Raw genomic sequence first — 25,313 nt, forward strand, 5'->3', positions numbered from 1 at the left:
AAGTGCGGGCGGGGGGACTCGAACCCCCACAGTGTCTCCACCAGCAGGACCTAAACCTGCCGCGTATGCCTATTTCGCCACGCCCGCGCATCCCGCCTGAGCGGGCTTTCGACATTTTAGCGCTCTGGCCAGGCGCCGGAGGAACCGCTTTTCCGGTGCCTGGCCGGGCGGTCAGGAAAGGCCGAGTTTCTTCTTGAGGCTTGCGACGTGGCCGGTGGCTCGCACGTTGTACAGCGCCTGTTCGATCTTTCCGGCGGGGTCGATGACGAAGGTGGAGCGGATGACGCCCTCGACCTCCTTGCCGTACAGCTTCTTGAGCCCGAACGCGCCGTACGCCTTGTGGATCTCCAGCTCGGGGTCCGACAGGAGCGGGAAGGTCAGGGCGTCGCGTTCGGCGAACTTGGCGAGTTTGGCGGGCTTGTCCTTGGAGACGCCGAGGACGACGTAGCCCTCGTCGGTGAGCCGGCCGAGGTTGTCGCGGAAGTCGCAGGCCTGTTTGGTGCAGCCGGGTGTCATGGCGGCGGGGTAGAAGTAGAGGATCACGCGCTTGCCGCGGTGGTCGGCGAGAGAGACGCTGCCGCCGTCGGAGGTGGGCAGCGTGAACTCGGGCGCGGCGTCGCCGGGCGCGAGCTTGGATTCGGTCATCAGGTCCTCCCGTGGTTCTCCTGGAGAACCTACCGGCCGGGCTGGCGTGCCGTCCGGGGTGATGACCTGACAGACTGATCGTCACGAGCAGGAGCGCGCCGGAAGGAGAGTCATGGCTGACACCGATCCTGATGAGCTGGAGCGGCGGATCGCGCGGACGCGCGCGGAGTTGGCGCAGACGGTGGATGCCATCGCCGACCGGGTGAGCCCGAAGCGGGTCGCCGAGCGCACGGTGGCGGACGTGAAGACCAGGGCGGGCAACCTGGTGGCGCAGGTGAGTGACGCGCTGGGCATGTCGCCGCGGCCGGTGGAGCTGGGGCAGGACCCTGAGCGGCTGTGGGACGAGGAGCCGCCGGATCTGGCCCCGGTGCTGATCGGGGTGGGCGCGGTGCTGGTGCTGGGGGCGGCCGTGGTGCTGTGGCGGCGGCGCAGGCGCCGGTAGCGGTCAGAGGAACGTCCTGCCCTCGCCGCGGTAGGTCGGCACGGATTCCACGACGGTGTCGCCGTCGACGAGGTGGAGGGTGTCGAAGCGCTCGCACAGCTCGCCCGCCTTGGCGTGCCTGAACCAGACGCGGTCGCCGACGCGCAGGTCCTCGGCGGCCTGGCCGGTGAGGGGGGTCTGCACCTCGCCCGCGCCCTCGTCGCGGCTGTAGCGCAGGCCGGCGGGCAGGTACGGCTGGGGCGCGCGGCCGGTGCCCGGGGGGCCGGAGGCGATGTAGCCGCCGCCGAGCACGGTCACGGTGTCCGGTGAGGGACGGCGCACGACGGGGAGCGCGAACATCGCGGCGGGGTGGCCGGTGAAGCCGCGGTAGAAGTCGAACAACCTGGGGTGGAAGAGCCCGGATCCGGCGGCGACCTCGGTGACGGCCTTCTCGCGTACGGTGCGTTCGATGGAGCCGGTGCCGCCGCCGTTGACGAACTCGAGGTCGGCGACCTGGCGGACGGCGTTGACGATGCGGCCGCGGCGCATCACGAGCTCTCTGGCCGAGAGGGTCTGCATGAGCCGCACGACGCGGCCGTAGGCGGCGCTCTGGGGGGCGTCGCCGACGCCGGCGATCTGGGCCTCGTACGCGAGCAGTCCGGCCAGCCGGTAGCCGGGGCGTTTGGCGATGTCGGCGGCCAGGCGGGCGGCCTGGTCGGCGTCGCGGACGGGGGAGCGCAGCGCGCCGGCCCTGAACCGGCCGCCGAGGGCGACGAAGCCGGCGTCGATGTCGAGGCAGAGCCGGATCTCGTGCCGGGGGTGGACTCCGGAGAGCGCCTGGTCCAGGTAGGCGAGGTGGTCGGCCGAGTCGACGGTGATCGTGATGTGCCGCGCGGCGTCGGCGTCCGCGGCCAGGGCGGCGAGGGCCTGCCGGTCGGCGGTGGGGTAGGCGACGAGGATGTCGGTGCGGCCTCGCGACGCGAGCCAGAGCGCCTCGGGGAGGGTGAACGCCATCAGGCCGCGGAAGCCCTCGATGGCCAGCACCCGCTCCAGCACCGGCCGGGATCGGAGTGATTTGGTGGCCACCCTGATCGGCTTGCCCGCGGCCCGGCGCACCATGCTCGCGGTGTTGGCGCGCATCGCGGCCAGGTCGAGGATGGCGAACGGCGGCTCGAGCGCGGCGGTGGCACGGTCGTAGCGCTGGCGGTCGTCCATACCGGCAGCGTAACGGCATAACCGGCAATTGAACATGAGGCTGATTCGCATTGATCGCGTGGCCCGTAATGATCCTGCAAACGGGCGGCGGGGACACGGTCGAGCGGGAGCCTCGCCCGTGTACCTCTGATGGTTGTGATGACCACGCTCCAGCAGCTTCTGCCCGGTACCTCCGCCACGGTGCGCGACTCCCCGGTCCGCAGATCCCGCCGGGTGCTCCGGCCGGCCAGAACGCCCGCCGGTGTGGCCGTGGCGGCGCTGCTGACCGCCGGGCTCGGGCTCCTCGCCGCGGAGATCGTCGCGGGCCTGTGGGCCCGGCCGCTGGGCCTGGTGTCGATCGACGAGGCCGCCGCGCTGGCGTCCGCGTCGTCGTGGAAGGATCTGTCGGCGCCCGCGCTGGGGGTCGCGGGCCTGGGCGTGGGCCTGCTCCTGCTGGCGGTGCTGCCGGGCCGGTGCAGGCTCGTACCCGTGGAGACCACGGACCCGCTGATCGTCATCGGCATCACCCGCTCCGGCCTGCGCCGCACGCTGCGCGAGGTCGCGCGGCAGGCCGACGGGGTGGACCGGGTCAGGGTACGGCTGCGCAGGCGGCGCATCGAGGTCACCGTGGTGACCGGCCCCGAGTCGTCGGGCGCGATGCTCAGGCAGGTGGGCACCGCGGTGGGCGACCGGCTGGCGGGGCTGGGCACGCTCGGCACGGGTGAGGTCGTGGTGCGGCTGCGCAGGAAGGGGCTGTGATGCGGCAGTACGGGGGCAACCGCCTGGGGCTGGCCGTGGTGGGCGCGGTGCTGCTGATCGCCGGCGGCTTCGCCTGGCTGCGCGGCCAGGGCCAGCTGCGCGGGCTGTCGCCGCGGGCCAGGGTGCTGCCGGAGCGCACCGCCGACGCCCTGAGCGGGCAGCCGTGGGTGCCGTGGCTGGTGGCCCTGGTGCTGGTGGTGCTCGCGCTGGTGACGCTCCGGTGGCTGCTGCTGAGCCTCGGCTGGGGCCGGTTCGGGACGCGGTCCGGCACGGGCACGGCGATGCTCTGCGTGGGCCTCAAGGACGTGGAAGGGCTGTCGCGGGCGGCGGTGCGGGTGCTCGGCGAGCTGGAAGGCACGGCCCGGCTGCGGATCTCGCTCTCCTGCCCGCCGGGGGCGGACGTGGGCGCGGTGGTGGGCAAGCTGGACCGGGAGATCGTCGGCCGCATCCGGCGTGAGGTCCGCGACGACGAGCTGGGCGCGGTGGTCCGCATCCACGTCCGTCGCTAGACCTCACGCCGCCTGGGATTAGCGTCTCAGCACTCGATGACGTTCACGGCGAGGCCGCCGCGCGAGGTCTCCTTGTACTTGTCGAGCATGTCCCTGCCGGTGTCGCGCATGGTCTTGATGGCCTTGTCGAGCGACACGTGGTGGCGGCCGTCGCCGCGCAGCGCGATGCGGGCCGCGGTGATGGCCTTGATGGAGGCGACCGCGTTCCGCTCGATGCACGGGATCTGCACCAGGCCGCCGATCGGGTCGCAGGTCAGGCCCAGGTTGTGCTCGATGCCGATCTCGGCGGCGTTCTCCACCTGCTCGGGGGTGCCGCCGAGGACCTCGGTGAGCCCCGCCGAGGCCATCGAGCAGGCCGAGCCGACCTCGCCCTGACAGCCGACCTCGGCGCCGGAGATGGACGCGTTCTCCTTGAACAGCACGCCGATCGCCGCCGCCGTCAGCAGGAAGCGGATCACGCCGTCGTCGTCGGCGTTCGGGGTGAAGCGGGAGTAGTACGTGAGCACGGCGGGGATGATGCCGGCCGCGCCGTTGGTGGGGGCGGTGACGATGCGGCCCCCGGCGGCGTTCTCCTCGTTGACGGCCAGGGCGAACAGCGACACCCAGTCCATCGCCTGCAGCGGGTCCTTCTCGGCGGACTCGGCCTGCAGGCGGCGGTGCAGCTGGTGGGCGCGGCGCTTGACCTTGAGCCCGCCGGGCAGCACGCCTTCCTTGGCGATGCCCCGCCGCACGCACTCCGTCATGACCCGCCAGAGGTCGAGGACGCGGGCGCGGATCTCGTCCTCGCCGAGGCCGAACGCCTTCTCGTTCTCCAGCATCAGCCCGGAGATCGACAGGCCGGTGGCCGAGCAGTGCTTGAGCAGCTCCTCGCCGGTGGTGAACGGGTAGGGCAGGACCGTGTCGTCCGGCTTGATGCGGCCGGCGCCGGTGGCGGTCTCGTCGACCACGAAGCCGCCGCCGACCGAGAAGTACACCTTCTCGCGCAGGCTCCCGCCCGCCTCGTCGTAGGCGGTGAAGCGCATGCCGTTCGGGTGCTCCGGCAGCGAGATCTTCCGCTCGAACACCAGGTCCTCGCCGATCACGAACGGGATCTCCCGCTCGCCGAACAGCCGGACCGTGCCGGACTCGCGCATCGCGGCCAGCCGCTCGTCCACGGTGTCGACGTCCACCAGCTCGGGCTTCTCGCCCGACAGGCCCAGCAGGACGGCCTTGTCGCTGCCGTGGCCCTTGCCGGTCAGGCCGAGGGAGCCGTACAGGATGGCCTCGACACGTGCCGTACGGCCGAGCAGCCCGTCCTGGTGCAGGCCGCGCGCGAACCGGTGGGCGGCGGCCATCGGGCCGCCGGTGTGGGAGCTGGACGGACCGATCCCGATCTTGAAGAGGTCGAAGACGCTGATCGCCATTGATGTGCGCCTTTCACGCGCGGGGCCGGGGCCCGGTGCCGGGCCCCGGCGGGTGGGTCAGGACTCGCCCGAGGTGAGGGCGGCGTACTCCTCGGCGGAGAGCAGGTCGGCGGCGTCGCCGTCGGCGCGCACCTTGAACATCCAGCCCTCGCCGTACGGGTCGCTGTTGGCCAGCGACGGGTCGTCCACCAGGGTCTGGTTGACCTCGACCACCTCGCCGCCGACAGGCGTGTAGATCTCGCTCACGGACTTGGTGGACTCGACCTCGCCGATCGAGTCCCCGGCTTCCACGGTCGAGCCGACCTCCGGGAGCTGCACGTAGACCACGTCACCGAGGGCCTCGGCGGCGAAGGCCGTGATGCCGATCGTGGCGACCAGGCCGTCCTCCAGGCCGGAGATCCACTCGTGCTCCTTGGTGTAGCTCAGGTCGTCAGGGATGTTGCTCACTTGTTCCTCCTGTAGAAGGGCAGCTCGACCACGTCCACGGGTTCTTGCCTGCCCCTGATGTCGACGGCCAGACCTTCGCCGGCGTCGATGCCGGCGTCGACGTAGGCCAGCGCGATGGGCTTGCCCAGCGTCTGCGAGGGCGCGCCGCTGGTGACCTCGCCGACGACGGCACCGTCCTTGGTCACCGGGTATCCGTGGCGGGGCACCCGGCGGCCGCGCGCGACCAGCCCGGTCAGGCGGCGCCGCGGCGGGGTGTCCTTGACCGCCTCCAGCGCCGACCTGCCCACGAAGTCGCCCGGCTTGTCGAATTTCACCACCCTGCCCATCCCCGCGTCGAACGGGGTCAGCTTCACGCTCAGCTCGTTGCCGTACAGCGGCATGCCCGCCTCCAGGCGGAGCGTGTCACGGCTGGACAGCCCGGCCGGCTTCAGCCCGTACGGTTCGCCGGCGGCGGTCAGCGCGTGCCACAGCGGCACCGCGTCCTGGACGGCCACGAACAGCTCGAAGCCGTCCTCGCCGGTGTAGCCGGTGCGGGCGATGAGCGCCTCACGCCCGTCGACCCTGCCGGGCAGGCCGGTGTAGTACTTGAGCCCGGCCAGGTCGGCGTCGGTGAGGGTGGCGAGGATCTCCTGGGAGCGCGGGCCCTGGACGGCGATGAGGGCGTACTCGTCGGAGCGGTCCTCGACCCGCGCGTCGTACGCCTTGGCGCGGGTCATCAGCTCGTCCGCGACCTTGCCCGCGTTCGAGGCGTTGGCCACGACCATGAACTCCTCGTCGCCGAGCCGGTAGACGATGAGGTCGTCCAGCACCCCGCCGCGCTCGTCGACGATCATCGTGTAGCGCGCCCGCCCGGTCGCCAGCGCCGACAGGTGTCCCACCAGGGCGTAGTCCAGGGCGTCCGCCGCCTGCGGGCCGGTGAGGAAGATCTCCCCCATGTGCGACAGGTCGAAGAGCCCGGCCGCCTGGCGGACCGCGTTGTGCTCCGCGGACTCGCTGCCGTAGCGCAGCGGCATGAGCCAGCCGGCGAAGTCGGTCAGGGTGGCGCCGAGAGACTCGTGCACGTCTCTCAGCGGCGTCGGTCGTGACATGTCGCACCTCAGGACAGGATCGGATGCCGGGATCCTCCCCCTCTGTCGTCGGTGCCTGAGAGCTTCACCCGGCTTTTTTCCGGACTTTCACCTTCGGCGAGGTCGCGCGGACCTGCTTTCCAGAGGACACCTCGGCCGTACGGTCCTTTGCCTTGAGAGGTTCGCGGGGAGGGCTTGCTCCTTCAGGGGCCCCGACCGGCTGTCAGGGCGCTCTCCCGCACGGCTTCGACGGTGATGTGGCAAGCCTAATGGCCTTCGGGGTGAATTGTCGCGTCCGCGAACTCCGCGGCATGCGCGACCAGGGCTTCGAAGAGCGCGCAGTCGTCGGCGGCCTCAGGGTGCCACTGGACGGCGACGGCGAACGGGTGGGAGTCGAGCTCCACGGCCTCGATCGTGCCGTCCTCGGAGGTGGCCGTCACCGTCAGGCCCGCCCCCAGGCGGTCGACGGCCTGGTGGTGGTAGTGGGGCACGGTGACCGGGGCGCCGCCGAGGATCTTGGCGAGCTTGCTGCCGGCGGCGGGGCGCACGGGGAGGGGGCCGAACCGGCCCGGGGCGGGGGAGTGGCCGGTGTGGCCGACGACGTCAGGCAGGTGCTGGTGGAGGGTGCCGCCCATGGCGATGTTGAGGACCTGGAGACCCCGGCAGACGCCCAGGAAGGGGGTCCGGGCTTCCAGGGCCGCGGTCATCAGGGCGAACTCGGCGGTGTCACGAAATTTCCGGATGTAGTCGGTGCGGGGGTGGGGCGACGCGCCGTACCGGTCCGGGTCGATGTCCCCGCCGCCCGCCAGGATCAGCCCGTCCAGCCGGGTCACCAGCGCAGCCGGATCGCCCGCCGGCGGGATGAGCACCGGCTGCCCGCCCGCCCGCGTCACCTGCTCCACGTACATGTACGGCAGCAGCGCCACGGGCAGGTCCCACACCGTGAACCGGGCGGGCTCGACGTAGGTGCTGACGCCGATGACGGGCCGGCTCACAGCGGCGTCACGTACGCGCCGGAGATCCCCCCGTCGACCAGGAACTGCGACGCCGTGATGAACGACGCGTCGTCGCTGGCCAGGAAGGCGGCCGCGGCCGCGATCTCCGACGCCTCGGCGAAGCGGCCGAGCGGCACGTGCACCAGCCGCCGCTGCGCCCGCTCGGGGTCCTTGGCGAACAGCTCCTGGAGCAGCGGCGTGTTGACCGGCCCCGGGCACAGCGCGTTGACCCGGATGCCCTCCCGGGCGAACTGCACCCCCAGCTCGCGCGACATGGCCAGCACCCCGCCCTTGGAAGCGGTGTAGGAGATCTGCGAGGTCGCCGACCCCATGACGGCCACGAACGAGGCGGTGTTGATGATCGAGCCCTTGCCCTGGCGGCGCATGTAGCCGATGGCGTGCCTGCAGCACAGGTAGACGCTGGTCAGGTTGACCTCCTGGACCCGGCGCCAGGCGTCGATGCCGGTCTCCAGGATGGAGTCGTCGTCGGGCGGCGAGATGCCCGCGTTGTTGAACGCGACGTCCACGCTCCCGTAGGTCTCGAACGCGGTCTCGTACATCCGCGCCACGTCGTCCTCGCTGGTCACGTCGGCCTTGACGAACAGGCCGCCGATCTCGGTGGCGGCCTTGGCGCCCGCCTCCTCGTCGATGTCGACGCAGACGACCTTGGCGCCCTCCTCGGCGAACCGGTGCGCGGTGGCCAGGCCGATGCCGCTGCCCGCTCCGGTGATGACGGCCACGCGGTCCAGCAAACGCTGCATAGGGCTACTCCGTTGAGATGAAGACGTTCTTGGTCTCGGTGAAGGCGGCGAGCGCGTCGGGGCCCAGCTCGCGGCCGAGCCCCGACTCCTTGAAGCCGCCGAACGGGGTCCAGTAGCGGACCGAGGAGTTGGAGTTGACCGAGAGCGCGCCGGACTCGACCGCGCGGGCCACCCGCAGCGCCCGGCCGATGTCGCGGGTCCAGATGGAGCCGGACAGGCCGTAGCGGGTGTCGTTGGCGATGCGGACCGCGTCGGCCTCGCCGGCGAACGGCACCACGGACACGACAGGCCCGAAGATCTCCTCGGTGAACGCCCGGTCGGTGACGTTCGAGGTCAGCACCGTCGGCGGGAACCAGTAGCCGCGGCCCTGCGGGCACGAGCCCTGCAGGTACGGGTCGGCGACGAAGCCGCGGACCCGCTCCAGGTGCTCGGCGCTGATCAGCGGGCCCATCTCGGTGGCGGGGTCGAGCGGGTCGCCGACGCGCAGCCCGCGCACCGCCTCCGACAACCGCTCCAGGAACTCGTCGTACACGCTCTCCTGCACCAGCACGCGCGAGCGGGCGCAGCAGTCTTGACCGCTGTTGTCGAAGACCGCGTACGGGGCGGCGGCGGCGGCCTTGGCGACGTCGGCGTCGGCGAAGACGATGTTGGCCGACTTGCCGCCGAGCTCCAGCGTGAGTCGCTTGACGTGGGCGGCGGCCTTGGCCGCGATCTCCTTGCCCACCTCGGTCGAGCCGGTGAACACGATCTTGGCGACGCCGGGGTGCTCGACCAGCCGGGCGCCCGCGACCTCCCCCACCCCGGGCAGGACCTGGAGCACCCCCTCGGGCAGGCCCGCCGCCAGGGCCAGCTCGGCCAGCCGCAGCGCGGTCAGCGGGGTCTGCTCGGCGGGCTTGACGATGACCGTGTTGCCCGCCGCGAGGGCCGGCGCGACGCCCCACGACATGATCAGCATCGGGAAGTTCCACGGCACGATCACGCCCACCACGCCCAGCGGCTCCTGGAACGTGACGTCCACGCCGCCGGGCACCGGGATCTGCCTGCCGTGGTTGCGCTCGGGAGCGCCGGAGTAGTAGTGGAGCACGTCGCGGACGGCGGCCGCCTCCCAGCGGGCGTTGCCGACGGGGTGGCCGGCGTTGGCCACCTCCAGCATCGCCAGCTCCTCGGCGTGCGCGTCGACCAGGTCGGCGAAGCCGCGCAGCAGCCGCGCCCGGTCGCCCGGGGCCACCTCACGCCACTCCCGGTAGGCCTTCGCGGCCCTGGCCACGGCCTCGTCGACCGCGGCGGCCCCGGCCATCTCGACCTCGGCCACGACCTGCTCCGTCGCCGGATTGATGATCTTCACAGGCGCTCGAATCCCCGGAACATCTCCCAGTCGGTCACCGCCGCGTCGAAGGCCGCCAGCTCGACCCGCGCGTTGTTGGCGTAGTGGGCCACCACGTCCTCCCCGAACTCCTCCCCGGCCAGTTTGGAACCCTCGAACAGGGCCAGCGCGTCGCGCAGGGTGTGGGGCACGGTCTCGGCGCCGGAGGTGTAGGCGTTGCCCTCGAACGCCTCCTCCAGCTCCAGCTCCCCGTCGATGCCGTGCAGGCCGGCCGCGACCAGCGCGGCCACCGCGAGGTACGGGTTCACGTCGCCGCCCGGCACCCGGTTCTCCACCCGCAGCGAGGGGCCGTGGCCGACCAGGCGCAGCGCGCAGGTGCGGTTGTCGACGCCCCACTTGACGGCCGTGGGCGCGAAGCTGCCGGGCACGAACCGCTTGTAGGAGTTGATGTTGGGCGCGTACATGAGGGTGAGCTCGCGCAGGCAGGCGAGCTGACCGGCGATGAACCGCTGCCCCAGCGGCGAGAGCCCGTGCGGCCCGTCGCCCGCCATCACCAGCTCGCCGTCCGCCCCGCGCAGCGAGATGTGGATGTGGCAGGAGTTGCCCTCGCGGTCGTTCGGCTTGGCCATGAAGGTGATCGACTTGCCCTCCTGGGCGGCGATCTCCTTGGCGCCGTTCTTGTAGACGGCGTGGTTGTCGCAGGTGACCAGCGCCTCGGCGTAGCGGAAGGTGATCTCGTGCTGGCCCGGGTTGCACTCGCCCTTGGCGGACTCCACGTACAGGCCCGCACCCTCCATGTCGCGCCGGATGCGGCGCAGCAGCGGCTCGACGCGGGCGGTGCCGAGCAGCGAGTAGTCGACGTTGTAGAGGTTGGCGGGGGTCAGGTCGCGGTAGGCGCGGTTCCAGGCTCCCTCGTACGAGTCCTCGTAGACGACGAACTCCAGCTCGGTGCCGACGCAGGCGCGCAGGCCGCGCTCCTGGAGCCGGGCGAGCTGGCGGCGGAGGATCTGGCGCGGCGAGGCGGTCACCTCGCCGCCGTCCTCCCAGGTGAGGTCGGCCATGACCAGGGCGGTGCCCTCCTGCCAGGGCACCCGCCGCAACGTCGACAGGTCGGGCCGCATCACGAAGTCCCCGTACCCGCGATCCCAGGACGACATCGCGTATCCGCCGACCGTGTTCATGTCGACGTCGACGGCGAGCAGGTAGTTGCACCCCTCGGAGCCGTGGTGCAGCACCTCGTCGAGGAAGTAGCGCGCGGACAGGCGCTTGCCCTGGAGGCGGCCCTGCATGTCGGCGATGGCCAGCAGCACCGTGTCGACCAGGCCCGCCGCGACCTCCTGCCGTAGCTCGTCGACGGTGAGGAAGCCATGACTGGACCGCTCGCTCACGTGCTGGCTCCGATCTCGCAGGAGGCGGTTTCCCGTTGATTGGGCTAGTCTCAGACCATTGATGTGTATGGCGGGATCGCTTGTCAAGACCTGAGGACACGTTGGACGAGTCGGCGCGTTTGATGACGGTGCTGCGCCCCGTGAGAGCCGGAAACGCCTTCGAGGAGACCGTCGAACGGCTCCTGCAGGCGATCAAGCTGGGCGTGGTGGCGCCGGGAGACAAGCTCCCGCCCGAGCGCGAGCTGGCCGTCCAGCTCGGCATCAGCAGGGTGACGCTGCGCGAGGCCATCCGCGCCCTGCAGGACGCGGGCTACCTCGACGTGCGGCGCGGCCGTTACGGCGGCGCGTTCGTCACCTACGTGCCGCCCCGGCCGGGGCCGGCCGACCTGCGCAAGGCGGTCGCCGACATGGGCACCGACGACCTGGCGGACGCGCTCACCTTCCGCCTGGCCGTCGAGTGCGGCGCCGCGCAGGCGCTGGCCGGGATGGAGCTGACCGGCGGGCAGCGCGACACGCTCAGGCGCAGGCTGGCCGACCTGGACGGCGCCTCGCTGGAGGACTACCGCCGCCTCGACACCGCCTTCCACCTGTCGATCGCCGAGCTGACCGGGTCCGCCCTGCTCGCGTCCGCCTGCGCCGACGCCCGCCTGCGGGTGAGCGACCTGCTCAACGCCATCCCCATGCTCCAGGTCAACCTCGACCACGCGGCCGCGCAGCACCGGGCGATCGTGGCGGCCATCCTGGCGGGCGACCCCGAGGGGGCCGGCCGCGCCATGAGCGAACACCTGGAAGGCACCGCCGCCCTGCTGCGCGGATTCCTCTCCTGACCGCACCACTGCCCACAGGCTCGTAGAGTCGGTTCACGGTCATGGAGAAATGGTTTCACGGAAGCATCATCGCGACGGGACGGCTGCCGCTGTTCTGTTTCTTCGTCGCGCTCATCGTGGCGTTCATCGCCACCCGCATCAACGTACGGCTGATCAGGGCCAAGGTCGGCTGGTTCCGCAACGTCAACGTGGGCGAGATGCACATCCACCACGTGGTGTTCGGGGTCGTGCTCATGCTGGTCGGCGGGGTGGCCGGGATGGTCGTCTCCGGCGCGTCGCAGGTGGGGCACGCGGTCGCGGCGTCGGTGTTCGGGATCGGGTCTGCCCTGGTGCTCGACGAGTTCGCGCTGATCCTCCACCTGCACGACGTCTACTGGGAGGAGGAGGGGCGCACCTCGGTGGACGCGGTGTTCATCGCCGTGGCGGTCACCGGGCTGCTGCTCATCGGGCTGCGGCCGCTCAGCTGGGACTTCGGCCCGCCGCTGGTCGACCCGGCGGCGCTGATCCTGGGCAACCTGGTGCTGGCCGTGATCACGCTGCTCAAGGGGAAGATCTGGACCGGCATGGCAGGGCTGTTCCTCCCCTTCCTGCTGCTGGTGGGCGCGGTGCGGCTGGCCCGGCCTGGGTCGCCGTGGGCCCACTGGTTCTTCGTCGGGCGCTCGCCGCGCAAGATGGCCAAGGCCATCCACCGGGAGGAACGCTGGCGCCGGCCGGCGATCCGGGCCAAGATCGCCTTCCAGGAGTTCCTCTCGGGCCGCCACGACCTGCCTTCCACCCGCCGTCTGCGCCGCCATACTTGAGCCATGGCGCTTCCCTCCAGGTCTGACGGGCTGCTGGCCCAGATCCCCGACTCGCTCACGGACCTGCGCGGACCCGTGGACGGCAAGGTGGCGCTGCCACCCCACCTGTCATGGTCGGGCCCCCGCGAGTACGACCTGGCCGATCTGCGCCTGAGGCTGTCGATGTACCGCATGGTGATCACGGGCGGCGGGCGCGTGGACGCGGAGAGATACCTGAACGCACGCCACCTGACCGCCGACTGGCCGCTGCTCAGGAAAGGGCTCGGCCCGGGCCACCGCCGGGCCTGGGAGCACAAGCTGGCCCTCGGCATGCTCCCGTGATCCGCTTCCCGCCGTTCCAGGAACGGGTGCTGGGAATGGTGCTGCCGGCATGCAAGCGCTTCCATCTGCTGCTCGCGGGCGGGCACGCGATGCGGGCGCACGGATTCATGGACCGGCCGAGCACCGACCTGGACTTCGCCACCAGTGCGGACACGCCGCTGCCGGAGGTGGCGGAGGGGATCGCCCAGGCGCTCCGCGCCGCCGGTCTGGAGGTGTCCGTGCTGGAGGTGACACCCCGGTACGGGCGACTGCTCCTCAAGGATCCCTCGACGGAGGAGCACTGTGAGGTGGACCTCCTCAGGGAGGCGCTCCAGCAGCAGCCCAGCGTGTGCGGCGAACTGCGGGTCGTCGCGCTCGACGACGCCGTGGGCCTGAAGATGCGGGCACTGTACGAACGCAGCCTGGCCCGCGATGTCATCGACATCGCCGCCGTGGCCCACCTCTACTCCTTCAGAGATCTGGAGCGGCTGGGCGGCCTGCACGCGGAGGACTTCTCACTTCCCGAGCTCGTCATGCGGCTGGAGTTCGTGGAGTTCATCGCCGACGAGGAGTTCGCGGCCTATGGGGTGACCGCGGATCGGGTGCGAGACATCCGGAGGCTGACCTCGGCGTGGGCGGACGACATCAAGATGCGGCGGGCCGACGACGGTGATGCCGAGTACGACGTCTCCGATCTGCCCGGGGTCGACTGAGGCATCGGGTGGTCACAGCGTCACGGCTGAGCGGAGGGCCAGGCCGGCGCCGAGGAGCACCACCATCACGGCCGTGCCCAGCGGGGCCGCGCCCGACAGGCGGGCGGCGAGCCGGCGGCCCGCCGACGCCCGCGCCTCCAGCCGGTCGACCAGCTTGACCAGCAGCAGGCCGGTGACGGTCAGGGTGGCGGCCATGCCGACCCCGTAGGCGGTCACCAGCGCCACCCCGAACCAGGTCCGGCCCAGCGCGACCGCGCCCAGCAGCACGACCAGCGCCGACGGGCTCGGCACCAGCCCACCGGCCACCCCCAGCCCCACCAGCCCACTCCTCCGATGCCCGTGGCCGTGTCCATGGCCGTGTCCATGGCCGTGTCCATGGCCGTGCCCATGGCCGTGCCCGTGCCCGGCGGCATGGGCGTTCCGGGAGCGGCGGGCGGTGTGGATCAGGCGGAGGCCGATGGCGGCGATCAGCACGCCGCCGGCCACCCCCAGCCAGGCCAGCACCGACTCGCCGGCCAGGGCCGTGAAGACGCTCAGCGCGAGCCCCACCGCCAGCACCCCCACCGTGTGGGTGGCCGTCACCGTGGCGCCCACGACGAGCGCGTCCCTGGGCCGTCCGCGGCGCCCTGCCAGGTAGGCGGCCATGACGGTCTTGCCGTGCCCGGGGATCAGCGCGTGCCCGGCCCCCAGCACCACCGCCAGGCCCAGCGCCAGCAGCCCGAGCGGCACGGTCAGCGAGTCGGCGCCGACGAGCCCGGTGAACGTCCGGTCCAGCGTGTCGAGCGCCTGGCCGACGGGTCCGCCGACGGAGAGGCCGGGGGTCCCGGACGCGGGGGTTCCGGTCCCGGCGCCGAGCCGTGAGACGGTGAACGAGGCCGTCCGCTGGTCCAGCGGTGACGTCAGCAAATCGTCTGGGTATCTGCGCAGTTCCCCGCTCACGCTGGACTCGGGCACGGTGGCGTCGAGGAGCCGGACCCCTGCGCCGGTCGCGGTGATCTCACGCCAGCCGATCCGGTCCTGCTCGAAGCCGTCGGTGAACGTCACCGCCCCGGACACCGCGGTCTCCGCCACCAGGGCGCAGGTCAGCCGGCTGGTCCTGAGCCCGCCCTGGCCCGGCGTGTACGCGTGCCCGGCCCGTACCACCCGCCAAGGGACGGCCGCGCCGCCCACCGTCAGCCGCTGGGCGGCGGCGAGCGCGGCGCAGCGGCGGGAGGCGTACGTGGCGTCCACCTCCGTTCTGGCCTGCAGCGTGGGCAGCTCGGCCAGGTCCACCACGGCCAGGTTCTCCACCTGCCCGCCGGAGACGGTCAGCCCGTTGTAGTGGTTGACCGTGAAGTTCCCCAGCGGATGCGCGGCGGCGGCCCGCGCCGGCACGCTCAGGAACACCGGCACCAGCCCGAGCAGCAAGACCCCCAACCGCCACCACCTCCTGCGCGAGGCGGCGTGACGGGCGTCTTCCGGGAGGTCGGCCCGTTCTGCGGGGTGGGTCCGGTTCGGTGTGCGGGCGGCGTTACGGACCTGGTCGGGAGTGGCGGCCGATTTCGTGGGGTGGGAGGGGGCTTCGGTGAGGGGGGTGAGCTCGGGATCGGTCATGAGAACCTCGCCAGGGTGGCCAGCTCCGGGTCGAAGCGGGGGTCGAGGGGGACGTCGCGGCCGAGGGATCGTTCGATCTCGGCGCGGTGGTAGCGGAGGACGGGATGCAGCCAGCCGGTCGACGTGGCCTGCTTCGCGTACCGCAGCGCCTCGCGCGGCCGGTCGGCCTTGAACAGCGCCCAGCCGAGCGCGTCGGCGGCGATCAGGCCGGGGTTGCGGGCGTACTCGGCACGGGCGTGCCGCACCGCCTCGTCGGGGTCACCGTGGTCGGCCTCGAACTCGGCCCACGTCAGGTCGTCGCGGACGCCCGTCCTGGCGAGCAGGTCGCGCTGGGCGTCCAGCAGCGTCCAGTCGGCGGGCAGGCCCGCCTTGAGCCGCACCTCGCCCTGCTCGATCAGATACTGGGGCAGCGGCAGCCGCCGGACCACGCCCTCGTACCGGGTGAGCGCCTCGTCCAGCCGGCCGCCGAGCGCGGCGGCCCTGGCCCGGCCGGCGAGGGCGGGCGTGTGGCCGGGGTCGGCCTCCAGCGCCCTGGCGTACCACCGGTCGGCCGTCTCGAAGTCGTGGGCGTGCAGGGCCAGCTCGCCGAGCTGGTGGCGGGCGTAGGCGAGATCGGCGGGGACGCGCGCGTCCTCGTGGGCGTACTGGAGGTAGCGGCGCGCGCCGTCGAGGTCGCCGCGCAGCTCGGCCGCGTACGAGGCGCGCGCGAAGGACGCGACGCCGGGCCGCAGGCCCAGCATCCGCTCGACCGCCTCCCGCGCGCCGCGCAGGTCGCCGAGCTGGACGCGGGCGTCGGCGAGCACCCCGTACGCGGCCGCGCTGTAGGCGTTGGCGTCGAGCGCCCGCTCGGCCAGCCGCTCGGCCTCGGCGAACTCGTGGCGGCCGGCGGCGAGCGTGGCCCGGCCGGTCAGGACGGCGTCGTCGCGCGGGCTGAGCCGGGCGGCGGTGTCGAGCGCGCCTGCCGCCTTGGTGTAGTACGACGGGTCGCCGCTGATCCTGGCCTGGTCGACGTACTGGACGCCGAGCTGGGCCCAGCCTCGGTGGTCGTCCGGCAGCCGCTTGAGCCGGTCCTGCAGGGTTTCCCGCCCGGCCGCGGGCGCCGGCGCGCCGGCCGGTGCGGCGGCGACGCCGAAGACGGTGAACAGCAGCGCGCCGGTCAGGACGAGACCTGCCAGCAGGAGTAGTGAACGCATCGAAGGGCTCCGGAGTCGTGGGAGGGAACCGGCCGGCCGCCGGAGCGGCCGACCGGTCCTGGGGCGGCGGGGCGGGAGAGGGCCCGCCACCGGGAGAAGGTCGGCCGGGCGGGGGTCAGCGCTGGTTGACCGAGGCGTTGCTGGGGAGCGGGATGTACGGGAACGTGCCGCCGAACGGCTTGTCGTTCATGTCCACCTTGTCGGTCAGGGCGGGGATGAGCTTGCCGGACTGCGCGGCGCCCGCGACGGCCTGCAGTTCGATGTCCACCACGTCGTCGGCGAGCCGGCGGCCGTTGGGGAAGCCCTGCAGGTCACCGCCGAGCACGCCCAGCCTGTTCGGGTCCTTGCTGGGCGGGATCGACATGTTGAGCCTGAGCATCTCGGCCGGGCGGAGCTTGCCCGCGTCCTTGTTCAGCGACTGCGCGTTCAGGTCGGCCGCGATCGGCCCGTTGCCCTTGGCGATCCCGGTCAGGAAGATCTGGACGAGATCCTTGCGCGGAGTGGCGGGCGCCTTGATGCCGTAGATGGACGCGAGCAGCCTGGCCACCTCGGGGTCGGTGACCCGCTTGACCAGGGCGGCCACGTCGGCGTCCTTGGCGGGCGGCAGCGCGTTGAAGGCGTCCTTCAGCCCGGCGGGGGACACCACCTCGTTGACCAGCGGGTTGCCCAGGCGGGAGACCTGGACGAACTTGCCGCCGTTGTGCTTGTCGGTGGTGGACCAGACGCCGACGACCGGGTTGCGCTTGGGGTCGCCCTTGAGCGCGAGGTCCTCCTTCGGCACCTGCAGGCCGAGCGTGTTGACGTTGTAGCCCTTGAGCGTGTCCCGGCCCACCTCGGACAGGTCGCCCCCGTACAGCAGGTCGAAGACGCGCAGGTCGAGGAAGAACGCCTCGTCCGACTGGCCCGCGAGGGTCTTGCCGCCGCCCTTCAGGCTGGTGATCGCCTGGGAGCGCAGGGTGCCGTAGTTCGGCATGGACGCGGGGCCGACGTTGCTCGGCGCGACGATGCCGTTGGAGACGAGCGTGCTGCTGCCGTTCTCGGTGATGCGCCTGAGCGTGTAGCGCTGGCGGAAGAGCAGGTTCTGGTCGTCGAGCGAGGTGACCGGTCCGTTGTTGTAGAGGAAGGTGGCGTTGCCGCGCCGGTCCTCGTTGCGGAAGGTCCACTGGTAGGTGATGTCGGGCTTGGCGTCGCCGTCGTTGTCGATCTTGATGTTGTAGCGCGACCTGGTGTCGAACGGGTAGAAGTTCGGCCCGCCCTGCGGCTCCTGGAACGGGATCCAGTTCGACAGCAGGGTCACGGTGCCGGGCTTGTCCGGGCTGACGAACGCGTACACGTCGGTGTTGTCGTTGAGCGGGTCGCCGATGACGGCGGGCGCCTCGCGGTGCGAGGAGGCCGTGCCGGAGTCCGTACGGAACATCGCGAGCGAGGAGGCCGTCAGGGCCACCGCGACGCCGAGTCCGATGAGGGCGCGCCGGTCGATCCGGTGCTCCATGGTCGGTCCTTTCGGAAAGGTGCTGATCGATGACGAGGTTCCGGCCGGGTTCCTCGCGCCCTATTCGCGTGACGGGGGCGGGCGGATGTCGCTCTCATCCTCAAGGAGGAGTCGTCAATCGAAGTTGACATACCAAAGGAGTCAATTTAGGTTGACGGGTGCGGAACGCGCGCGCCCGTTCGTTGAGAGGTTGAACGGCCCCTGGAAGGAGATTCGGTGATCAAGGACTTACTGGCCTACTTGCGCCCGCACCGGTGGATCCTGGTGGCGGGCGGGGTGCTGGGCCTGATCGGCTCGGCGGCGGGCCTCGCCATGCCGCTGCTCGCCAAGTACGTGGTGGACGCGTTCGGCGAGAACGGGTCGATGGCCGGGCCGCTCATCGGCCTGACCGTCGCCGTCCTGGTCGGCGCCGTGGTGTCGGCCGCCGGCTCCTACCTGATGGAGCGCACCGGTGAGAGCGTCGTGCTGGGCGCCCGCCGCCGCCTGGTCGACCGCATCCTGCGGCTGCGGGTGGCCGACGTCGACCGGCTCAAGCCCGGCGACCTGCTCTCCCGCGTCACCGGCGACACGACGCTGCTGCGCGCTGTGCTCACCAACGGCGTCGTCGACTCCGTCAGCGCCGTGTTCATGCTGGTCGGCGCCATCGTCCTGATGGCCGCCATGGACGGCACGCTGCTGCTGGTCACGCTGCTCGTGGTGGTGGTGATCGGCGGGCTGACCGGCCTGGTGATGCCGCGCATCATGCGGGCGCAGAAGGACGCCCAGGAGGCCGTGGGCGAGATGGGCGCGGTGCTCGACCGGGCGCTGCAGGCCTACCGCACGGTCAAGGCCAGCGGCGCCGAGGAGCGCGAGATCGCCGTCGTGGGCGGCGCCGCGGAGCGGGCCCGCGACCGGGGCCTCCAGGTGGCCGGGTGGACCTCGCTGGCCGGGGTGTCGACCTGGATGGCCGTGCAGATCGCCTTCCTCGGCGTGCTCGGCGTCGGCGGGGCCAGGGTCGCCTCCGGCGCGCTGGAGGTCTCCTCGCTGATCGCCTTCCTGCTCTACCTGTTCTACCTGGTGGCGCCGATCGGCCAGCTCGTCGAGGGCGCGGTCCAGCTCCAGCAGGGCCTGGCCGCGATGAAGCGCATCAAGGAGGTCGAGGACCTGCCCGGCGAGCCCGTCGGCGTGCCGGCCGGCACCGGCGACCGCCCGCTCGGCGTGCGCTTCGACGGCGTGGTCTTCCGGTACGGCGACGACCGGCCGATCGTGCACGACGGGGTCAGCTTCGAGGTGCCGCCCGGCGGCCTCACCGCGCTCGTCGGCCCGTCGGGCGCGGGCAAGTCCACCGTCTTCGCCCTGCTCGAACGCTTCTACGAGCACCAGGGCGGGGTCATCTCGCTGGACGGCAGGGACATCCGCGACTGGTCGCTCGGCGAGCTGCGGGCCGCGCTCGGCTATGTCGAGCAGGACGCGCCCGTGCTGGCCGGCACGCTCAAGGAGAACCTGCTGTTCGCCGCCCCTGACGCCACCGAGGACGAGCTGCGCCGCGCGATCGTCCGCACCCGCCTGGACGACCTGGTGGCCAGGCTGCCCGACGGCCTCGACACCGCGGTCGGGCACCGGGGCGTGCTGCTGTCGGGCGGCGAGCGGCAACGCGTCGCCATCGCCAGGGCGCTGCTGCGCAAGCCCAGGCTGCTGCTGCTCGACGAGGCCACCTCGCAGCTCGACGCGGTCAACGAGCTGCGGCTGCGCGAGGTCATCGCCGAGGTTGCCGCCGAGACGACCGTGCTGGTCATCGCCCACCGGCTGTCGACGGTGACCAACGCCGACCGGATCGTCCTCATGGAGAGCGGCGGCGTGCGGGCCATCGGCACCCATGACGAGCTGGTGGGGGCCGACGAGCTCTACCGCGAGCTGGCGGCCACCCAGTTCCTCGTGAGCTAGCGCGTTGTACTCTTCGGGTGACGTTGATGAATGTGTTCATTCAGGAGGTCGCCATGAGCCGCACCGTGCGCGCGCCGCGAGGCACCACGCTCACCGCCAAGGGGTGGCCGCAGGAGGCCGCGCTCCGCATGCTCCGCAACAACCTGGACCCGGAGGTGGCCGAGCATCCCGAGCAGCTCGTCGTCTACGGCGGCTCGGGCCGCGCGGCCCGTGACTGGGCCTCCTACGACGCGCTGGTCAGGACGCTCACCACGCTGGAGGGCGACGAGACGCTGCTGGTGCAGTCGGGGCGGCCCGTCGGCGTCTTCCGCACCCACGAGTGGGCGCCCAGGGTGCTGATCGCGAACTCCAACCTGGTGCCCGGCTGGGCCACCTGGGAGGAGTTCCGGCGGCTCGAAGCCGCCGGGCTCACCATGTACGGGCAGATGACCGCGGGCTCCTGGATCTACATCGGCACCCAGGGCATCCTGCAGGGCACGTACGAGACGTTCGCGGCGGTGGCGGCCAAGCGGTTCGGCGGTTCGCTGGCCGGCACCGTCACGCTCACCGCCGGGCTCGGCGGCATGGGCGGCGCGCAGCCGCTCGCCGTCACCATGAACGGCGGCGTGGCCATCTGCCTCGACTGCGACCCCCGCTCCGTCACCCGCCGCATCGAGCACCGCTACCTCGACGTGCGGGCGGAGTCGCTGGACGAGGCGCTGCGGCTGGCGTACGAGGCGCGCGACGCGCGGCGGCCGCTGTCGATCGGCGTGGTGGCCAACGCCGCCGAGGCCGTGCCCGCGCTGCTCGCCCGCGGCGCCGGGATCGACATCGTCACCGACCAGACCTCCGCCCACGACCCGCTCATGTACCTGCCGCTCGGCGTCGCCTTCGACGACATGGCCGCCGAACGCGACAAGGACCCGGCGGGCTTCACCGAGCGCGCCCGCCAGTCCATGGCCGCGCACGTCGAGGCCATGGTCGGCTTCCAGGACGCGGGGGCCGAGGTGTTCGACTACGGCAACTCCATCAGGGGCGAGGCGCAGCTGGCCGGATACGCGCGGGCCTTCGACTTCCCCGGGTTCGTGCCCGCGTACATCAGGCCGTTGTTCTGCGAGGGCAAGGGGCCGTTCAGGTGGGCGGCGCTCAGCGGCGACCCCGCCGACATCGCCGCCACCGACCAGGCGATCCTGGAGCTGTTCCCCGACAACGAGCCGCTCGCCCGCTGGATCCGCCAGGCCGGCGAGAAGGTCCACTTCCAGGGCCTGCCCGCGCGGATCTGCTGGCTGGGCTACGGCGAGCGCAACGTGGCGGGGGAGCGGTTCAACGACATGGTCGCCTCCGGAGAGCTGCGGGCGCCCGTCGTGATCGGCCGCGACCACCTCGACAGCGGCTCCGTCGCCTCCCCCTACCGCGAGACCGAGGCGATGGCCGACGGCTCCGACGCGATCGCCGACTGGCCGCTGCTCAACGCCATGCTCAACACGGCCTCTGGGGCGGCCTGGGTGTCCATCCACCACGGCGGCGGCGTCGGCATCGGCCGCTCCATCCACGCCGGCCAGGTGACGGTCGCCGACGGCACCGCGCTGGCCGGGGAGAAGCTCGACCGGGTGCTCACCAACGACCCGGGCACCGGCGTCATGCGCCACGTCGACGCGGGCTACGAGGAGGCGGCCGCGGTGGCGGCCGCGCGCGGGGTCCGCGTCCCGATGCGTGAGTCCTGAGTGATCCATGTGGGATGAGAATGCCGTGCGCACGGTGTTGGAGCAGGAGTGACTGGCGCATATCACAGCGGGCTGGACCGGCTTCTCGACGGCCACAGGCTCTCGCCGGTGCAGAGGAGGATCGCTCACTACCTGTCGGAGCACCTGGAGGAGGCCATCTTCCTGTCGAGCGTGGAACTGGCCGAGCGGGCGGGGGTGAGCCAGCCGTCCGTGACCAGGTTCGCCATGGTGCTCGGCTTCGCCGGATACCCGGAGCTGCGGCAGGCGCTGCGTCCCCTGGTGCTGGGCGGGCCGCCGGAGGGCGAGCAGGAGAGCCTGATCAAAGGAGCCATCGACCGCGAGATCAGGAACCTGACCGCGGTCCGCGACCGGCTGCCGTCGCTGCCGCTGAAGGAGCTGGGCGCGTTCCTGGCCGCCGCCGAGCCGCTCCCCGTGCTGGGGCTGCGGGTGTCGGCCGGGCTCGCGACCACGTTCGCGTACTACACCCGCCGCATCCACCCCGACGTGCGGCTGCTCACGCACGGCGGGTCGGAGCTCATCGACGGCCTGCACTCCGCCCGCCGTGCCGGCGCGGAGTGGCTGGTCGCCGTGGTGCTCCCGCGCTATCCGGTCGAGGTGATGAACGCGCTGGAGTACGCGGGCAAGCTCGGCTACAGGGTGGCCGCGATCTGCGACCGGCCCGGCTTCCCCGCCGAGGTGGTGCTCGACGCGCCGGTGGGCGACCGGCTGGTGTTCGACTCCCACGCGGCGCCCCTGGCCCTGGCCATGGCCCTGGTGGAGGCCATGGCCGACGCGGCGCCGCTGCGCACCCAGGCGCGGCTGGAGGAGTACGAGCGGATGACGGACGAGACCGGCACGTTCCTAACCGGTGATCTTCCTTAGGGACCGCACGGACCAGGTCACGGTGAGCGCCGCCAGGCCCAGCATGATGGCGAACGCGAGCGGGATCGACACGTCGGTCAGGTTGCCCGCGAACAGCGCCCGCCCGGCCTCGACCGGGTGGTAGAAGGGCGTGAACCAGGCGACCCGCTCCAGCCAGTCGGGCCCGAGCGCCATCGGCAGCAGCGCTCCCGACAGCAGCATCAGCGGCAGCGCGAAGAACTGCATGATCTGCCCCATCGCGTTCTCGTCGCCGAGGCTGAGCGCCAGCCCGTACGCCACGCCCGAGGAGAACAGCCCCGTGACGGCCAGCAGGAGCAGCGTGAGCACCAGCCCGGCCGGGCCGATCCGCAGCCCCATGAGCAGCGCGATGAGGATGACCATGAACGACTGCACCACCAGCACGGCCACATCCCGCAGCATGCGGCCGAGCACGATCGAGGGCCGCCAGGTCGGGGTGACCGCGATGCGTTCCAGCACGCCGCTGCGCATCTCGTAGATGGTCCCGTACGCGACGCCCATGGTGCCGAACAGGGCGGTGATGACGAGCATGCCGGGCGCGAACATGGTCAGCGCCTGACCGAGGTCGCCGCCGTACGCCATGCCGGCGAAGAGCGGCGCGAACAGCAGCAGGTACATGACCGGCTGCATGATGCCGAACAGCGGCCAGATCGGGTTGCGGAAGGTGTTGCGCAGCTCGTGGCCCAGGAAGAGGCCGGTGTCCCTGATCATGCTTCGGCTCCCGTGTCACGAAGGGATCGGCCCGTCTTGGCCAGGAAGACGTCGTCGAGCGTGGCTCTGTCGAGCGAGATGGACGTGAGGGCGAGCCGCTGCTCCTGCAGCTCGCTCAGCAGCTTGGGCAGCGTGTGCTCGCCGTCGTCGACGTAGACGCGCAGCACCTGGTCGTCCACCCTGGCCTCCCTGGCGAGCGGGCCGAGCACGGCGGCGGCCCGCTCCGGCTCGTCGAGGCGGAGCGTCACCACGTCGCCGGAGACCTCGCGCTTGAGCTCGGCGGGGGTGCCCTCGGCGACGACCACGCCGTGGTCGACGATCGCCAGGCGGTCGCAGAGCGCGTCGGCCTCCTCCAGGTAGTGGGTGCTGAGCAGGACGGTGGTGCCCTGCTCGCGCAGCTCCCTGATGCGGTCCCACAGGTTGGCGCGGTTCTGCGGGTCGAGGCCGGTGGTCGGCTCGTCGAGGAACAGCAGCGGGGGCGTGTGGACCAGACCGAGCGCGATGGACACCCGGCGCTTCTGCCCGCCGGACAGGGTGCGGCCCGGCCGGTCGGCGATGTCGGCCAGGTCGAACCTCTTCAGCACCCGGTCGGCCGCCGCCGCGGCGTCCGCGACCCCGTACAGCCTGGCCGCGAACATCACCTGCCTGCGCGGCGAGTTCTGCTCCTCGACCCCGCCGGCCTGGCTGACGTAGCCGAGGGCGCGGCGGATCGCGGCGGGCTCCTTCAGCAGGTCGTGGCCGGCGATCGCGGCGGTGCCCGCGTCGGGCCTGATGAGGGTGGCGAGCATCCGGATCGTGGTCGTCTTGCCCGCGCCGTTGGGGCCGAGCACGCCGTAGATCTGGCCGGTCTCGACCTCCAGGTCGACGCCGCGCACGGCCTCGACGGTCCGCGCGCCCTTGCGGCCGCGCGAGGTGAAGGTCTTCTTCAACCCTTTCGCGTCAATGATCATGCTTCTCCTAAGGAAGCTCGTCGCTCTCGACCTTGTCCAGCGCCTGCCGGCACCAGTCGAGCTGCGCCCGCAGCATGGCCGTGTTGAGCCTGAGCGTCTCGTCGATGTGGCGGGGGGCGCCGAAGCGCTGTTTGGTGCCGTACGACCGGTCCGCGCCGGCGATCGTCAGCTCCAGGAGCTCGCTCCGGCTGCGGAGCGCGCTCATCAGGGTCTCCTTGTCGAGATGGTTCATGAACGTGAGCGCCACCTGGAACGGGTCGACGATCGGCATCAGCTCGTGCCAGACCGTCAGGAGCAGGCGGTGGAACTCGAACCGGCCATCGTCGGTCATGGCGTAGACGGTGGCGCCGCCCTTGCCGGACTCGACGACCTCCAGCAGCCCTTCGTCGGCCATCTTGCCGAGCCCGTGGTAGATGGAGCCGAACTTCACGCTGGCCCAGCTGTCGGCGCCCCAGGTCTCCAGGTGGCGGCGGACCTGGTAGCCGTTGCGCGGGCCGTCGAGGAGGGTGCCGAGGATCAGAATGCGAGTTGTGGACACGGCTCAAGTTTGTACTCAAATTTGAGTGACTGTCAACCGTGAAAAGCTGCTGTCCATGAGTGAACGACCCAGGGCCCTGATCACGGGCGCCTCCCGCGGCGTGGGCGCGGCCGTCGCGCGCGCTCTCGCCCCGACCCACGACGTCCTGCTCGGCGGGCGCGACACCGAGGCGCTGGACGAGGTCGCGGCCGGGTTGCCCGGCGCACGGGCGTGGCCGGTGGAGCTGACCCAGGTCACCGAGGCCGACGTGGCGGACGTCGACCGGCTCGACGTGCTCGTGCACAGCGCGGGCGTCACCCGGCTGGGCCGGGTCGCCGAGCTGCCCGCCTCGGTGTGGCGCGACACCATGGAGCTCAACCTGTTCGCGGTGGCCGAGCTGACCCGGCTGCTGCTGCCCGCGCTGCGACGGGCCGGCGGCCACGTGGTGTGCGTCAACTCCGGGGCCGGCCAGCGGGCCAACCCGGGCTGGGGGGCGTACGCGGCCAGCAAGTTCGCGCTGCGGGCGTTCGCCGACGCGCTCCGGCAGGAGGAGCCGGAGCTGCGGGTGACCACGGTCTACCCGGGCCGGATCGACACCGACATGCAGCGGAGCGTGCGCGAGCAGGAGGGCGGCGACTACCAGCCCGACCGTTACCTCGCCGCGGACACCGTGGCCCGTGCGGTGCTGGCGGCGGTCACCGCCGGGCCGGACGCGCACCTCACCGAGCTGACCATCCGGCCGAGCGCGGGCCCGGTCACCTGACCCTCCCTCCAGGCC

General features: G+C 72.0%; 26 protein-coding genes, 1 tRNA gene and 2 riboswitches. Of the genes, 11 read left to right on the forward strand and 16 right to left on the reverse strand.

Going from position 1 to position 25,313, the window contains the following annotated elements:
* Positions 1 to 3: 3 nt before the first annotated feature.
* Both ACZ6YG_RS22825 and bcp read right to left on the reverse strand, forming a co-directional pair.
* Positions 4 to 87, reverse strand: a tRNA-Leu gene (locus ACZ6YG_RS22825).
* 84 nt (positions 88 to 171) lie between these two features.
* Positions 172 to 645, reverse strand: coding sequence for a thioredoxin-dependent thiol peroxidase (gene bcp / locus ACZ6YG_RS22830; protein ID WP_148033853.1), 474 nt, complete (start codon positions 643 to 645; stop codon positions 172 to 174).
* A gap of 112 nt (positions 646 to 757) precedes the next feature.
* Here bcp and ACZ6YG_RS22835 point away from each other — a divergent pair, with 112 nt between their 5' ends.
* Positions 758 to 1,087, forward strand: coding sequence for a DUF3618 domain-containing protein (locus ACZ6YG_RS22835; protein WP_148033852.1), 330 nt, complete (start codon positions 758 to 760; stop codon positions 1,085 to 1,087).
* Positions 1,088 to 1,090: 3 nt separating this feature from the next.
* Here ACZ6YG_RS22835 and ACZ6YG_RS22840 read toward each other — a convergent pair whose 3' ends face one another.
* Complete coding sequence (locus ACZ6YG_RS22840) at positions 1,091 to 2,281, reverse strand: amino acid deaminase/aldolase (RefSeq protein ID WP_466019127.1); 1,191 nt, start codon at positions 2,279 to 2,281, stop codon at positions 1,091 to 1,093.
* A gap of 138 nt (positions 2,282 to 2,419) precedes the next feature.
* On the opposite strand from ACZ6YG_RS22840, the gene ACZ6YG_RS22845 reads away from it, so the two are divergent.
* Together ACZ6YG_RS22845 and ACZ6YG_RS22850 are read left to right on the forward strand one after the other, a co-directional pair.
* Positions 2,420 to 3,019: a DUF6286 domain-containing protein gene (locus tag ACZ6YG_RS22845; protein WP_466019128.1), complete on the forward strand. Its 600-nt coding sequence runs from the start codon at positions 2,420 to 2,422 to the stop codon at positions 3,017 to 3,019.
* Positions 3,019 to 3,528 carry a hypothetical protein gene (locus tag ACZ6YG_RS22850; protein WP_148033849.1) on the forward strand — a complete coding sequence of 170 codons (510 nt, stop codon included), beginning with the start codon at positions 3,019 to 3,021 and terminating at the stop codon, positions 3,526 to 3,528. Before ACZ6YG_RS22845 ends, ACZ6YG_RS22850 begins: the two co-directional genes overlap by 1 nt.
* A gap of 26 nt (positions 3,529 to 3,554) precedes the next feature.
* On the opposite strand, the gene ACZ6YG_RS22855 is transcribed toward ACZ6YG_RS22850, so the two are convergent.
* From ACZ6YG_RS22855 to ACZ6YG_RS22885, 7 genes are all read right to left on the reverse strand, one after another.
* A complete protein-coding gene (locus ACZ6YG_RS22855) occupies positions 3,555 to 4,931 on the reverse strand; it encodes an L-serine ammonia-lyase (protein WP_148033848.1) in 1,377 nt (458 codons plus the stop codon).
* A gap of 57 nt (positions 4,932 to 4,988) precedes the next feature.
* On the reverse strand, positions 4,989 to 5,378 hold the full coding sequence (gcvH, locus tag ACZ6YG_RS22860; protein WP_148033847.1) for a glycine cleavage system protein GcvH: 390 nt from the start codon (positions 5,376 to 5,378) through the stop codon (positions 4,989 to 4,991).
* On the reverse strand, positions 5,375 to 6,466 hold the full coding sequence (gcvT, locus tag ACZ6YG_RS22865; protein WP_466019129.1) for a glycine cleavage system aminomethyltransferase GcvT: 1,092 nt from the start codon (positions 6,464 to 6,466) through the stop codon (positions 5,375 to 5,377). Before gcvT ends, gcvH begins: the two co-directional genes overlap by 4 nt.
* A 32-nt stretch (positions 6,467 to 6,498) precedes the next feature.
* Positions 6,499 to 6,596, reverse strand: a riboswitch (glycine riboswitch).
* Positions 6,597 to 6,694: riboswitch (glycine riboswitch) on the reverse strand.
* Positions 6,695 to 6,711: 17 nt separating this feature from the next.
* Positions 6,712 to 7,440: a gamma-glutamyl-gamma-aminobutyrate hydrolase family protein gene (locus ACZ6YG_RS22870; RefSeq protein ID WP_466019130.1), complete on the reverse strand. Its 729-nt coding sequence runs from the start codon at positions 7,438 to 7,440 to the stop codon at positions 6,712 to 6,714.
* Positions 7,437 to 8,201 carry a 3-oxoacyl-ACP reductase gene (locus ACZ6YG_RS22875; protein WP_466019131.1) on the reverse strand — a complete coding sequence of 255 codons (765 nt, stop codon included), beginning with the start codon at positions 8,199 to 8,201 and terminating at the stop codon, positions 7,437 to 7,439. Before ACZ6YG_RS22875 ends, ACZ6YG_RS22870 begins: the two co-directional genes overlap by 4 nt.
* Positions 8,202 to 8,205: 4 nt before the next feature.
* On the reverse strand, positions 8,206 to 9,498 hold the full coding sequence (locus ACZ6YG_RS22880; RefSeq protein WP_466019201.1) for an aldehyde dehydrogenase family protein: 1,293 nt from the start codon (positions 9,496 to 9,498) through the stop codon (positions 8,206 to 8,208).
* 44 nt (positions 9,499 to 9,542) lie between these two features.
* The gene (locus tag ACZ6YG_RS22885; RefSeq protein ID WP_271275891.1) at positions 9,543 to 10,913 is read right to left on the reverse strand and encodes a glutamine synthetase family protein; all 1,371 of its coding nucleotides are present in this window, start codon (positions 10,911 to 10,913) and stop codon (positions 9,543 to 9,545) included.
* Between the two features lie 122 nt (positions 10,914 to 11,035).
* On the opposite strand from ACZ6YG_RS22885, the gene ACZ6YG_RS22890 reads away from it, so the two are divergent.
* From ACZ6YG_RS22890 to ACZ6YG_RS22905, 4 genes are read left to right on the forward strand one after another with little or no spacing between them, the layout of a single operon-like run.
* Positions 11,036 to 11,740 carry a FadR/GntR family transcriptional regulator gene (locus tag ACZ6YG_RS22890; RefSeq protein ID WP_219546595.1) on the forward strand — a complete coding sequence of 235 codons (705 nt, stop codon included), beginning with the start codon at positions 11,036 to 11,038 and terminating at the stop codon, positions 11,738 to 11,740.
* 41 nt (positions 11,741 to 11,781) lie between these two features.
* Positions 11,782 to 12,540 (forward strand): hypothetical protein, encoded by a 759-nt coding sequence (locus tag ACZ6YG_RS22895; RefSeq protein WP_148033840.1) that lies wholly within the window; start codon positions 11,782 to 11,784, stop codon positions 12,538 to 12,540.
* A 3-nt stretch (positions 12,541 to 12,543) separates the two neighbouring features.
* Complete coding sequence (locus ACZ6YG_RS22900) at positions 12,544 to 12,861, forward strand: hypothetical protein (RefSeq protein WP_148033839.1); 318 nt, start codon at positions 12,544 to 12,546, stop codon at positions 12,859 to 12,861.
* Complete coding sequence (locus tag ACZ6YG_RS22905) at positions 12,858 to 13,553, forward strand: nucleotidyl transferase AbiEii/AbiGii toxin family protein (RefSeq protein ID WP_466019132.1); 696 nt, start codon at positions 12,858 to 12,860, stop codon at positions 13,551 to 13,553. Before ACZ6YG_RS22900 ends, ACZ6YG_RS22905 begins: the two co-directional genes overlap by 4 nt.
* 12 nt (positions 13,554 to 13,565) lie before the next feature.
* Here ACZ6YG_RS22905 and ACZ6YG_RS22910 read toward each other — a convergent pair whose 3' ends face one another.
* From ACZ6YG_RS22910 to ACZ6YG_RS22920, 3 genes are all read right to left on the reverse strand, one after another.
* Positions 13,566 to 15,146: a High-affinity nickel-transporter gene (locus ACZ6YG_RS22910; protein WP_466019133.1), complete on the reverse strand. Its 1,581-nt coding sequence runs from the start codon at positions 15,144 to 15,146 to the stop codon at positions 13,566 to 13,568.
* A complete protein-coding gene (locus tag ACZ6YG_RS22915; RefSeq protein WP_466019134.1) occupies positions 15,143 to 16,339 on the reverse strand; it encodes a tetratricopeptide repeat protein in 1,197 nt (398 codons plus the stop codon). Before ACZ6YG_RS22915 ends, ACZ6YG_RS22910 begins: the two co-directional genes overlap by 4 nt.
* A 115-nt stretch (positions 16,340 to 16,454) precedes the next feature.
* The gene (locus ACZ6YG_RS22920; RefSeq protein WP_466019135.1) at positions 16,455 to 17,831 is read right to left on the reverse strand and encodes a DUF4331 domain-containing protein; all 1,377 of its coding nucleotides are present in this window, start codon (positions 17,829 to 17,831) and stop codon (positions 16,455 to 16,457) included.
* A gap of 216 nt (positions 17,832 to 18,047) precedes the next feature.
* Between ACZ6YG_RS22920 and ACZ6YG_RS22925 the strand changes: the two genes are divergently transcribed.
* Genes ACZ6YG_RS22925 through ACZ6YG_RS22935 form a run of 3 tightly spaced genes read left to right on the forward strand, consistent with a single transcriptional unit; the run spans position 18,048 to position 22,339 of the window.
* Complete coding sequence (locus ACZ6YG_RS22925) at positions 18,048 to 19,754, forward strand: ABC transporter ATP-binding protein (protein ID WP_466019136.1); 1,707 nt, start codon at positions 18,048 to 18,050, stop codon at positions 19,752 to 19,754.
* Positions 19,755 to 19,780: 26 nt separating this feature from the next.
* Entirely contained in the window at positions 19,781 to 21,457 is a 1,677-nt protein-coding gene (gene hutU / locus ACZ6YG_RS22930; RefSeq protein WP_466019137.1) for a urocanate hydratase, read from the forward strand.
* A gap of 48 nt (positions 21,458 to 21,505) precedes the next feature.
* A complete protein-coding gene (locus tag ACZ6YG_RS22935; RefSeq protein WP_148033833.1) occupies positions 21,506 to 22,339 on the forward strand; it encodes a MurR/RpiR family transcriptional regulator in 834 nt (277 codons plus the stop codon).
* Here ACZ6YG_RS22935 and ACZ6YG_RS22940 read toward each other — a convergent pair.
* Genes ACZ6YG_RS22940 through ACZ6YG_RS22950 form a run of 3 tightly spaced genes read right to left on the reverse strand, consistent with a single transcriptional unit; the run spans position 22,319 to position 24,556 of the window.
* Positions 22,319 to 23,068 carry an ABC transporter permease gene (locus ACZ6YG_RS22940; protein WP_148033832.1) on the reverse strand — a complete coding sequence of 250 codons (750 nt, stop codon included), beginning with the start codon at positions 23,066 to 23,068 and terminating at the stop codon, positions 22,319 to 22,321. The two genes, ACZ6YG_RS22935 and ACZ6YG_RS22940, sit on opposite strands and share 21 nt — an antisense overlap.
* Positions 23,065 to 24,018 carry an ATP-binding cassette domain-containing protein gene (locus tag ACZ6YG_RS22945; protein WP_466019138.1) on the reverse strand — a complete coding sequence of 318 codons (954 nt, stop codon included), beginning with the start codon at positions 24,016 to 24,018 and terminating at the stop codon, positions 23,065 to 23,067. Before ACZ6YG_RS22945 ends, ACZ6YG_RS22940 begins: the two co-directional genes overlap by 4 nt.
* 7 nt (positions 24,019 to 24,025) lie before the next feature.
* The gene (locus tag ACZ6YG_RS22950) at positions 24,026 to 24,556 is read right to left on the reverse strand and encodes a PadR family transcriptional regulator (protein WP_148033831.1); all 531 of its coding nucleotides are present in this window, start codon (positions 24,554 to 24,556) and stop codon (positions 24,026 to 24,028) included.
* A 55-nt stretch (positions 24,557 to 24,611) separates the two neighbouring features.
* Between ACZ6YG_RS22950 and ACZ6YG_RS22955 the strand changes: the two genes are divergently transcribed.
* Positions 24,612 to 25,298 (forward strand): SDR family oxidoreductase, encoded by a 687-nt coding sequence (locus ACZ6YG_RS22955; RefSeq protein ID WP_466019139.1) that lies wholly within the window; start codon positions 24,612 to 24,614, stop codon positions 25,296 to 25,298.
* The last annotated feature ends 15 nt before the right edge of the window (positions 25,299 to 25,313 follow it).

This window comes from Nonomuraea sp. NPDC054003, from assembly GCF_055585125.1.